This window comes from Rhizomicrobium sp. (genome assembly GCF_056722145.1).
Genome location: NZ_JBWZET010000028.1, coordinates 1 through 8,436 on the forward strand (window position 1 = coordinate 1; position 8,436 = coordinate 8,436).

The following is an 8,436-nucleotide window of genomic DNA, read 5'->3' on the forward strand; positions in this document are numbered from 1 at the left end:
GCGCCAAACCGAGGGCCGGGGCCGAAACGGCGATTGGCGCATCGGCAACGCGGTTCACCACCACCCAGGGGCCGCCGCGATGGTTGCCGTCGCCGCCCGACGGCAGATGCACGACGATCAATGCCGCCAAAGCGAGCGCGCCGATCACCGCCACGCTGGCGGAAGCGGCCGACTTGAACAGGAAGCCCAGGGCTTTCCAGTTGCGGATGATGTGCATCGCGATGGCGGCAACGAAGGCCACGCCAATCCATTGGTGCAGGTCGCCCATTTCGCCGCGAATGCCGAACAGCAGCATCAGGCCGGTGATGGCGACCGCAAGACCGGTGACGAGGCTCAAAGGCGTGGCATAGGTGCGCAAAAAAGCATTCATGGCCGTCTCCGCTTGGGATCCGGCCATGAAACGCAGGCTTATACCGTTTTCCGTTGTCGGCTCACGCAGCCGTGAACGGATCTATTTCAAACTTGCGCTGAAGCGCTGTATCCGGCGGCAGGCCTCTTCCAGCAGCGCATTCGACGTTGCGTAAGAGATGCGGAAGAACGGCGACAGACCGAACGCCGCGCCATGCACCACCGCCACGCCTTCGCTCTCCAGCAGCGCACCGGCGAAGTCTTCGTCGGTCGTGATCACCTTGCCCGAGGGCGCCGTCTTGCCGATGAGGCCGCGAATGGACGGATAGACATAGAACGCGCCTTCCGGCTTGGGGCATTCGATGCCGGTCGCCTGGTTCAGCATCGAGACGACGAGGTCGCGCCGTTCCTCGAATGCCTTTTTGCGCTCGGGGATGAAATCCTGCGGCCCGTTGAGCGCTTCCACGCTGGCCCATTGCGAGATCGAAGTGGCGTGGCTGACCGACTGGCTCTGCAGTTTGGCCATCGCTTTCACCAGCGGTTCGGCGCAGCCGCAGAAGCCGATGCGCCAGCCGGTCATGGCATAGGCCTTCGACACGCCGTTCATCGTCAGGGTGCGCTCGTAGAGATTGGGCTCGACCGCGGCGATGGTGGCGAACTTGAAGTCGCCATAGACGAGGTGCTCGTAGATGTCGTCGGTCAGAATCCAGACGTTGGGGTGCTTCAGCAGCACGTCGGCGAGCGCCTTCAACTGGTCGGCGGTGTAGCAGGCGCCGGTCGGATTGGACGGCTGGTTGAGGATCAGCCATTTGGTCTTGGGCGTGATCGCGGCGTCGAGCTGCTCGGGCGTCAGGCGGAAGCCGTTTTCGAGCTTGGCCTCCACCACTACCGGGGTGCCGCCGCCGAGCGCCACGATATCGGGATAGCTGACCCAATACGGCGCCACGCAGATGACCTCGTCGCCCGGGTTCAGGGTGGCCAGCAACGCGTTGTAGATGATCGCCTTGCCGCCGGCGCCGACGAAGATCTGGCTGGGCGTGTAGTCGAGCCCGTTCTCGCGCTTGAACTTCGCCGCCACCGCCTTGCGCAGCTCAGGAATTCCTTCCACGGCTGTGTATTTAGTCTCACCGCGTCGGATTGCCGCAATTGCGGCTTCCTTGATGTTGTCCGGGGTGTCGAAATCGGGTTCGCCGGCGCCGAGCCCGATCACGTCGCGCCCGGCGGCTTTCAGCTCGCGCGCTTTCTGAGTCACGGCAATGGTTTGCGACGGCTGGATGCGGCCCAGCGATTCACTCAAAAAACCCTTCGGCAGCGGCGCCATAGCTTCCTCATTCCTTCATTGCCGGCAGCAAAGCGCCTGCACGGCAAGTTCGCAAGAACAGTTTAGAACTATTCACGGTTGTTACCGTTTTTAAAGATTTTGAGGCATACCATCCTCTCCAAGGAGGAATAGCGGTCATGCGCCGGTTTGCAATCCTTCTGATTGCCGGTCTTGTGCTCGCGGGCTGCGGCAAGTCCCAGCAGCCGCCGTCGGGACGTTGGATTGGCCATTACGAATCGTCTGCCGTTATGGTGGTGGCGTGGCTCGAGATTTCGCCAACCGGCGAGGTCAAGGTCAGCGCCCCCGACATCCTCGATCCGGGCGAGCCGTCCGATGAAGTGCGCCAGGCGGCCCACAAGCGCCTCGCCAATGAGCTTTACGACGGCTGGGGCAATGTCACAGCCCGGCGCTACGAATTCGACGGCCACGTTTTCCGCAAGCCGGGCGGCGTCGCGCCGCAGATGGAATGGGACCCCGGCACGCGCGAGATGAAGCTGGTGTTCTATTTCGGCATGCAGCGCTCGATGCGCATCCCGATGACCCAGGTGAAGGACTTCACCGAGGACCCGTGGCTGGGGCAGTGATTTTCTACCCCCGCGGGGGCAGGAAATCATTTCCATTCATGAAACGCGAAGAACGCGGCGCCGGCCAGCAGGGCGAAGGCGACGATGTGATTCCACCGGATCGCCTCGCCGAGATAGAAGGTTGAGAACACCGCGAACACGCCGAGCGTGATCACTTCCTGCATCGTCTTGAGCTGGGCGGCGGAATAGACCGTGTAGCCGATCTTGTTGGCGGGCACCGCCAGGCAATATTCGAAGAAGGCGATGCCCCAGCTGATCGGAATCACCAGCCATAGCGGCGCCGACGGGAATTTGAGTTGGCCGTACCAGGCGAACGTCATGAACACGTTCGAGCACATCAACAACACCACCGGCGCAACAAACGGCCAACGCATCAGAAACATTCCTTTCATGTTGCGGCGAGCCGTCGCCGCCTTTTTGGTCACCAGACTTTCGCGCCTGCCGGGATGCGACAGACCGATACAAAACAACGCCGTACGGCTCTTTCGCGCCGCGGTCGGGCCCTTCAATCTAGCTTGGTAACGCGGCTTTGCGGTCGCGAAATGAAACGGCGTCGCAGGAACTGCCGGTTGCGGCAAGTCCGGCGAGGTCGGGGCTGTGCTTCTTTGGCGCTCCACCACGCTGGCACAGTCTCAAGGACGGCCGGACCCTTTTCGGGGTCCCCAAGACCGGCTGGTTCCGGCCGTCCGCCCCACTTTTGCCCGCCGCGTATGTCAAGGAATGTCGTCCTGCGCCGGTGGGTCAGAGAAACATGTTGTCGAATGACGGTTTCAGCCCATATTGAGCGTTTGACGGCCCTATCACCCGGCCTCGCGAGCGAGCTTTTCCCATGAAGATTCTGTCGAACTCCGTTTCCGTCCTGGTCCTGGCTGTCGTGCTTGGCGCGTGCGCCACCACGCCTCCGCCGACCGTAAAACCCGAAGATATGCCAAAGGCTTACCAGGCCCCGGTGCCGGACACCCAGAAGCAGGTGACGGCCGACTGGTGGAAGAGCTTCGACTCCAAGGAGTTGGCCGGCTTCATCGACGAGGCCCACAAGGGCAATCTTGACGTCGCCACCGCCGCCGCCCGCGTCCAGCAGGCCCAGGCCCAGTACGGCTCCTCGATCGCCGACCTGTTCCCGGCGGTGCAGGTGGAAGGCTCGGCCAAGCGCTCCAGCGGCCAAGGCGTGTTCGGCGGCCGCACCACCGGCAACACCTTCGGCATCAATGGCGCCGCCAGCTACGAGCTCGACATCTGGGGCCGCAACATTAATGGCATGCGCTCGGGCCGCGAGAGCGCCCGCGCCGCGGTGTTCTATCAGGACGCCGTCGCCATCTCGACCGACGCCAACGTCGCCGATGCCTATTTCGCCGTCCTGGCGCTGCGCGAGCGCGTCGACGTCGCCAAGAAGAACATCGAAGCCGCCAAGCGCATCCTGGCGATCACCCAGGCCAAGGTGTCCAACGGCGTGCTGTCGAACCTCGAACTGGCGCAGCAGACCGCCCAGGTGCTGGCCGAAGAAGCCAACATTCCGCAGCTTGAGGAAAAGGAGCGCGAACAGCGCAATGCCCTCGCCATCCTGCTCGGCCGTATGCCGGGCATGCTGCAGGTGCAGAGTGCGAGCCTTGAAGGGCTGGCGGCCCCGGGCGTCCAGGCCGGTCTTCCGGCGACGCTGTTGACCCGCCGTCCCGACGTCAAACAGGCGGAATCGAGCCTGCTCGCGGCCCATGCCGATCTCGATGCGGCGCGCGCGGCGTTCCTGCCGGGTGTCAGCCTGTCGGCCGGCGGCGGCTGGTCGAACGACGCCATCAAGGGCCTGATCACGCCGCAGACGCTGGCGTGGAATCTCGGCGCCTCGGTGGTGGAAACCATCTTCGACGGCGGCAAGCTGACGTCGCAGCGCGACTACTACAAGGGCCGCGAGAACGAACTGCTCGCCGCCTATCGTACCGCGGTGCTCGATGCCCTCAACGACACCGAAACCCAGCTCGGCAGCGTCGCCGCCTACTCCGACGCAGAACGTCTGACCGCGGACGAAGTGAAGAACGCGCAGGAAGCGTTCCGCATCTCCGAACTGCAATACCGCGAAGGCGTGGTCGATCTGTTGACCGTGCTGCAGGCGCAGCAGACGCTGTTCTCGGCCCAGGACCAGCTCATCCAGATCAAGCTGGCGCGGCTGCAGGCGGGCGTCGGCCTCTATCGCGCCCTCGGCGGCGGCTGGGATCTCAGCCAGGACGCCGACAAGGCGCTGCGCAATACCTTCATCCCGGTGCCCGACCTCACCGACCTGCCAATCCCGGATCCGTCCCAGCTGCCGGCGGCGCTGCCGTTCTGATCCATACCGGTTGACAATGGCCCGCCTCGTGCGGGCCATTTCATTTGGGGCCCCTGCCGCAAGGGTAGAGTGGGGCGGAATTCACGCAACGCGGCCGCGGCGCGGCGCGTTTTCAGGCTCTGGCCTGGAAGGGGAGTGCAACCCCCGCTAATAATGCCCTTGGGGATGGGGATTTACGATGGAAAGCCCTTGGTTCCATCTGGATCGCAGCGGCACCACGCTGCGGCTGAAGGCCGGCGGTCCGTGGACGGTGTATCACGCCGCCGCCGTCGATGGGGCTTTGCGCCGGCTCGACGCCGAAAACGCCACCACCGCCGAGATCGATGCCAGCGAGGTCGAACGGCTCGACTCCACCGGCGCCTGGCTGCTGTTGCGGACCAAGGCCCAGCTCGCCGCGGCCGGGGCCCGCGTCACCGTCTTCCAGGTGCCCGAAGGCTACCAGCCGCTGATCGAGGTGATCGAAACCGACCAGCCGCCGGTCCCGACCGTCATCGTCACCCACGACAGCTTTCATGCCTTTCTCGAACGCATCGGGCGCGCCACCCACGGCACCTTGATCCAGGCGGTCGGCATTCTCGGCTATGTCGGCCGGATCACCATCGAGTGGTTCCGCACCGTGACCCATCCGGCCCGCCATTTCCGCTTCACCGCCACGGTGCACCAGATCGAAGAGGTCGGCATCAATGCCCTGCCGATCGTCGGCATGCTGATGTTCCTGGTCGGCGTCGTGCTTGCCTATCAGGGCTCCGACCAGCTCAAGAAATTCGGCCTCGACATCTTCACCGTCAACGCTCTTGGCATCGGCGTGTTGCGCGAGCTCGGCGTCCTCATCACCGCGATCATCATCGCCGGGCGCTCGGGTTCGGCGTTCACCGCCCAGATCGGCACCATGAAGGTGAACGAGGAAATCGACGCCATGCAGACCATGGGTCTCAACGTCGACGACGTTCTGATCCTGCCGCGCGTCACCGGCCTCGTCATCGCGCTGCCGTTCCTGACCTTCTATGCCGACATCGTGGCGCTGATCGGCGGGGCGATGATGTGCTATTTCGACATGGGCATCACCTTTCCGATGTTCGTGCGCCAGCTGCACCAGGCGGTGAATCTCGACACCTTCCTGGTCGGCATGATCAAGGCGCCGGTGTTCGCCTATGTCATCGGCATGGTCGGCTGCTTCGAGGGCCTCAACGTCGAGCGCAATGCCGCCTCGGTCGGCAAGCTGACGACGCGTTCGGTGGTGGAATCGGTGTTTCTCGTGATCGTGCTCGACGCTGGGTTCTCGGTCATGTTTTCCATTCTGGGCATATGACGATGGCACCCGAGAACATCATCAGCGTGCGCGGTCTCGTCACCAACCTCGGCGGCAAGCTGATCCACGACCATGTCGATCTCGACGTCCGTCGCGGCGAGGTGATCGCCATCGTCGGCGGCTCGGGTTCGGGCAAGTCGGTGCTGCTGCGCTCCATCGTCGGGCTGATGCGGCCGACGGCCGGCGCGATCCATGTCTTCGGCGAAGACGTGATGGCGCTCGACGACACCGCCATGCGGGCGCTGCAGCGGCGCTGGGGCGTTCTGTTCCAGGACGGGGCGCTGTTCTCCTCGCAGACGGTCGCCGAGAACATCCAGGTGCCGCTGCGCGAATTCACCGATGCGCCGCAGCAGCTGATGAACGAGATTGCCGCCATCAAGCTCGCGATGGTGGGGCTTGCCGAGGATGCGGCGCTGAAATTCCCCTCCGAACTCAGCGGCGGCATGCGCAAGCGCGCCAGTCTCGCCCGCGCCCTGGTGCTCGATCCCGACATCGTTTTTCTCGACGAACCGACCGCCGGGCTTGATCCGATCGCCGCCGCCGCCTTCGACCAATTGATCGCGTCGATGCAGAAAAGCCTCGGGCTCACCGTTTTCATGGTGACCCACGATCTCGACACCCTGCATGCCATCTGCGATCGCGTCGCCGTGCTGGTGGACAAAAAGCTGAAAGTGGGCACGATCGACGAGGTGCGGCGCGATCCCCATCCCTGGATTCAGGAATACTTCTCCGGACCGCGCGGGCGCGCGGCGATAAGGTGAGGCCATGGAAACGAAAGCCAATTACGTCGCGGTGGGCGCCTTCGTCCTCAGCTGCATCCTGGCGCTGGTGATCACGCTGTTGTGGCTGGCCGGGACCCAGTACAGCCACGAATACGAGTACTACCAAACCAATTTCCACGGCGCCGTCACCGGTCTCGGCAAGGGTACCGCGGTGCGCTACAACGGCATCGACGTCGGCCGCGTCGACAGTCTCGCTTTCGATCCCAACGATCCGCAAGTTGTGATCGCGACGCTGCAGATCCAGCCCGGCCTTGGCATCCGCAACGACTCGGTGTCGTCGATCGAGCCGCAGGGACTGACCGGCACGTCCTATGTCGAAATTTCCGGCGGCACCAAGGACGCGCCGCTGCTGACCGCCGCGCCGGGCCAGACCTATCCGGTGATCAAGACGGCGCCGTCGGCGCTGCAGCAATTGACCCGCGGCGCGCCCGAGCTGCTGGCCAAGCTCAATACCATCGCCGACCGGCTGACGACGCTCTTGTCGGACGAGAACCAGCGCCATTTGACGGCGACGCTCGCCAATCTCGATGCCACCACGACCGCGCTCGCCTCGCGTTCGGGCGAGATCGAGGCCTCGCTCGACAATCTGTCGGTGGCCTCGAAGGCGCTGCCCGGCACGATCGCGTCGGCCAACGAGAGCCTCGTGAAGGTCGGCAAGCTCGCCGACGACGCCGATGGTTTCGTGCGCGGCGACGGACTGGCGCAGCTCGCCGGCCTGATCGGCGACACGCGGCGCACCGTTTCCAATTTGAACCGCCTGACCGAACAACTCGACCGGCAGCCGACCAAGCTGATCTTCGGCGACCGGCGCAAGGGGTACGCACCGCCATGATGCTTTCTCGACGGGTTCTGTTCGCGAGCGCTTCGGCGCTGATCGTCGCCGGCTGTGCCGATGTGGTGGGGCCGCCGCCGGCGCCGAAGCTGTTCACGCTGGCGCCGCCGCTGCCGGGCGCGTTGCCGGGGGCGAAAGTCGGCTGGACGCTGGTGATCCAGGCGCCGGAAGCCGGCGCCGGTTTCGATTCCGAGCGCATCGCCATTACCCGGCCGCCGTCGGGGCTCGACTATTATGCCGATGCGGCGTGGGCGGATCGTTTGCCGGTGCTGGCCGAAGCGGCACTGGTCGAGGCGTTCGAAGGCTCGACGCGGATCGCCGCGGTGGCGCGCGACAGCGATGGGGCGCGGGCCGACTATTTTCTCATCACCGACGTGCGCGATTTCGACTGCCGCTACGACGCGGGCGAGGGCGCGCCGCTGGCGGTGGTGAAGCTCGGCGCCCGCGTCGTCAACGCGCGGACCCGCACGATCGCCGGCACCGCGGTGTTCACCAAAGAGGTGCGCGCCTCGGCCAATGCCGTGCCCGCGGGCGTCGCTGCGCTGTCGTCCGCCTACGGAGCGGTACTCGCCGACCTGGTGCCCTGGGTCCTCGATCGCGCCGCGCCGGCAGGCTGAACACTCTCCCGCGAGGGGAGATGTGGTTTTTTCCGCAAGGCCGCGACGCACCACGATGATAGTAAGCCCGCGCGGAGACGCGGAGACGCGGAGCGGGTGTATCAGACGTCCGCGCCGCGTCGCATCACCATGATGGCGGTCACGATGCGGCGCACCCTCTCCGCATGAACTCCCTTTCTCTGCCCCCGCGGGCACACCGCTCTCGTCGGCCGCACGTAGACCGTGGGGGAAGTCCACGCGTAGCGTGGGAAGGGGGCTCACGATGCGGCACACCCTCTCCGCGTGACTCCCCTTTCTGTTTACCAATTCTGTTCATCTCCCTGAAC

Annotated in this window: 9 protein-coding genes; 6 read left to right on the top strand and 3 right to left on the bottom strand. The window is 64.8% G+C overall.

The window, feature by feature from the left end; all coding sequences use genetic code 11:
- Both AC1P6P_RS01445 and AC1P6P_RS01450 read right to left on the bottom strand, forming a co-directional pair.
- Positions 1 to 370, bottom strand: a 370-nt coding sequence (locus tag AC1P6P_RS01445; protein WP_481400653.1) for a DUF4405 domain-containing protein, incomplete at its 3' end; no start/stop codon positions are given.
- Between the two features lie 81 nt (positions 371 to 451).
- Positions 452 to 1,669: a pyridoxal phosphate-dependent aminotransferase gene (locus AC1P6P_RS01450; RefSeq protein WP_481400654.1), complete on the bottom strand. Its 1,218-nt coding sequence runs from the start codon at positions 1,667 to 1,669 to the stop codon at positions 452 to 454.
- 137 nt (positions 1,670 to 1,806) lie between these two features.
- Between AC1P6P_RS01450 and AC1P6P_RS01455 the strand changes: the two genes are divergently transcribed.
- Complete coding sequence (locus AC1P6P_RS01455) at positions 1,807 to 2,253, top strand: hypothetical protein (RefSeq protein ID WP_481400655.1); 447 nt, start codon at positions 1,807 to 1,809, stop codon at positions 2,251 to 2,253.
- A 26-nt stretch (positions 2,254 to 2,279) separates the two neighbouring features.
- On the opposite strand, the gene AC1P6P_RS01460 is transcribed toward AC1P6P_RS01455, so the two are convergent.
- Entirely contained in the window at positions 2,280 to 2,627 is a 348-nt protein-coding gene (locus tag AC1P6P_RS01460) for a DMT family protein (RefSeq protein ID WP_481400656.1), read from the bottom strand.
- 455 nt (positions 2,628 to 3,082) lie between these two features.
- Here AC1P6P_RS01460 and AC1P6P_RS01465 point away from each other — a divergent pair, with 455 nt between their 5' ends.
- From AC1P6P_RS01465 to AC1P6P_RS01485, 5 genes are all read left to right on the top strand, one after another.
- On the top strand, positions 3,083 to 4,570 hold the full coding sequence (locus AC1P6P_RS01465; RefSeq protein ID WP_481400657.1) for an efflux transporter outer membrane subunit: 1,488 nt from the start codon (positions 3,083 to 3,085) through the stop codon (positions 4,568 to 4,570).
- Between the two features lie 178 nt (positions 4,571 to 4,748).
- Positions 4,749 to 5,879, top strand: a complete 1,131-nt coding sequence (locus tag AC1P6P_RS01470; RefSeq protein WP_481400658.1) for an MlaE family lipid ABC transporter permease subunit — start codon at positions 4,749 to 4,751, stop codon at positions 5,877 to 5,879.
- A 2-nt stretch (positions 5,880 to 5,881) separates the two neighbouring features.
- Positions 5,882 to 6,640 carry an ABC transporter ATP-binding protein gene (locus tag AC1P6P_RS01475; RefSeq protein ID WP_481400659.1) on the top strand — a complete coding sequence of 253 codons (759 nt, stop codon included), beginning with the start codon at positions 5,882 to 5,884 and terminating at the stop codon, positions 6,638 to 6,640.
- A gap of 4 nt (positions 6,641 to 6,644) precedes the next feature.
- On the top strand, positions 6,645 to 7,493 hold the full coding sequence (locus AC1P6P_RS01480; protein ID WP_481400660.1) for an MlaD family protein: 849 nt from the start codon (positions 6,645 to 6,647) through the stop codon (positions 7,491 to 7,493).
- Positions 7,490 to 8,110 (top strand): ABC-type transport auxiliary lipoprotein family protein, encoded by a 621-nt coding sequence (locus tag AC1P6P_RS01485; protein WP_481400661.1) that lies wholly within the window; start codon positions 7,490 to 7,492, stop codon positions 8,108 to 8,110. The genes AC1P6P_RS01480 and AC1P6P_RS01485 overlap by 4 nt, the downstream gene beginning before the upstream one ends.
- Positions 8,111 to 8,436: the final 326 nt, after the last annotated feature.

Excerpts from the sequence above, each read along its gene's own strand:
- AC1P6P_RS01470 (WP_481400658.1), top strand. The coding sequence starts at position 4,749 with ATGGAAAGCCCTTGGTTCCATCTGGATCGCAGCGGCACCACGCTGCGG.
- AC1P6P_RS01460 (WP_481400656.1), bottom strand. The coding sequence starts at position 2,627 with ATGCGTTGGCCGTTTGTTGCGCCGGTGGTGTTGTTGATGTGCTCGAAC.
- AC1P6P_RS01480 (WP_481400660.1), top strand. The coding sequence starts at position 6,645 with ATGGAAACGAAAGCCAATTACGTCGCGGTGGGCGCCTTCGTCCTCAGC.
- AC1P6P_RS01450 (WP_481400654.1), bottom strand. The coding sequence starts at position 1,669 with ATGGCGCCGCTGCCGAAGGGTTTTTTGAGTGAATCGCTGGGCCGCATC.
- AC1P6P_RS01485 (WP_481400661.1), top strand. The coding sequence starts at position 7,490 with ATGATGCTTTCTCGACGGGTTCTGTTCGCGAGCGCTTCGGCGCTGATC.
- AC1P6P_RS01475 (WP_481400659.1), top strand. The coding sequence starts at position 5,882 with ATGGCACCCGAGAACATCATCAGCGTGCGCGGTCTCGTCACCAACCTC.
- AC1P6P_RS01455 (WP_481400655.1), top strand. The coding sequence starts at position 1,807 with ATGCGCCGGTTTGCAATCCTTCTGATTGCCGGTCTTGTGCTCGCGGGC.
- AC1P6P_RS01465 (WP_481400657.1), top strand. The coding sequence starts at position 3,083 with ATGAAGATTCTGTCGAACTCCGTTTCCGTCCTGGTCCTGGCTGTCGTG.